Here is a 1,042-nt window from a genome sequence, read left to right as displayed (position 1 = left end):
ACGGTGATCATCAGTGCCTCCAGTGTCCGTGGTTAGGAGAATTTTTTGTTTAGGAAGTTATCTAACGCCGCTTTACCTGCGCCAGAAAAGGCCAGTGAAACACTTGCTGCTAGCAGAGCTAGGCCAAATTCGTAGCCGTTGTTTGCCATAAATAAGCCGTTTTCGAAGTGCACTGAGAAAATCGCCACAACCATAGTGAATGAGAGTGCGACTGCCGCAGGGCGTGTCAGCAAACCAAGTAGAATAAACAAGCCGCCGAAAAATTCTGCGCTACCAGCAAGAAATGCCATCAATACGCCAGGGCCAAGTCCAATTGATGCCATCCATTGTCCTGTGCCTTCCAAGCCGTAGCCGCCAAACCAACCAAACAGTTTCTGAGCGCCGTGCGCCATAAAGATGATGCCGATAGGGATACGTAGTGCCAGTGCGCTGTAACCTGATTGTGATGTCGTGATTTTGTGTAAAAGTGCTTTCATGGTGCTGTCCTCGATATGTTTGTTTCAGTGGGAGTGTGTCTGCTCCTGAGCTGTTGAGAACAGTTTAGGCGTGGTTGATGAGGTTATTAATTGGCTTTATTTGACCTTCTCGTTAAATAAATTCGAATTAGTATATTTTAACGTTTTTGCTCAGATGCTTATCTGTAATTTATTGGGAGTAAGATTGGCTAATTTAGCGATTTTAACGACAACTAAGTCGTAAATTTCGATGGACTTGGTATGTGAGAGAAAAGATATTGTTGATCAAAACGCAAAAAAAGAGCACAGGGGGCTGTGCTCATTGCTTTCACGATTACAAGGGAGAAAGGTGTGTCCAAAGTAGAAGATCAAAGGTTCATCAAACTTTCTAACGACTCCTCGACATTGTTGTAGTGATAGGTCCGAATATTCACGCCATCTGTGGCATTGATTTGAATTTCTGAAATTTCGTTACCTGAGTCACGTTCGATGATCCCAATGGAGTGATCAACGGATTTACTGGTAATAACCTTTTGGTTTCTTAATACAATTACGCAAGTATGTAAGTCCATGCCAATTCCCTTTAG

Annotated in this window: 2 protein-coding genes; both read right to left on the bottom strand. The window is 43.2% G+C overall.

Annotation, left to right across the window (positions count from 1 at the left end; genetic code table 11):
* Window positions 1-32: 32 nt before the first annotated feature.
* Window positions 33-476: a DoxX family protein gene (locus R8N28_RS27040; protein WP_005464911.1), complete on the bottom strand. Its 444-nt coding sequence runs from the start codon at window positions 474-476 to the stop codon at window positions 33-35.
* A gap of 347 nt (window positions 477-823) precedes the next feature.
* A complete protein-coding gene (locus R8N28_RS27035) occupies window positions 824-1,027 on the bottom strand; it encodes a hypothetical protein (RefSeq protein ID WP_005464930.1) in 204 nt (67 codons plus the stop codon).
* Window positions 1,028-1,042 lie beyond the last annotated feature (15 nt).

The organism is Vibrio sp. Vb1554, assembly GCF_033344235.1.
The sequence above is the reverse complement of the archived record's forward strand: the minus strand, read 5'-3'. Positions and strand labels throughout refer to the sequence as shown.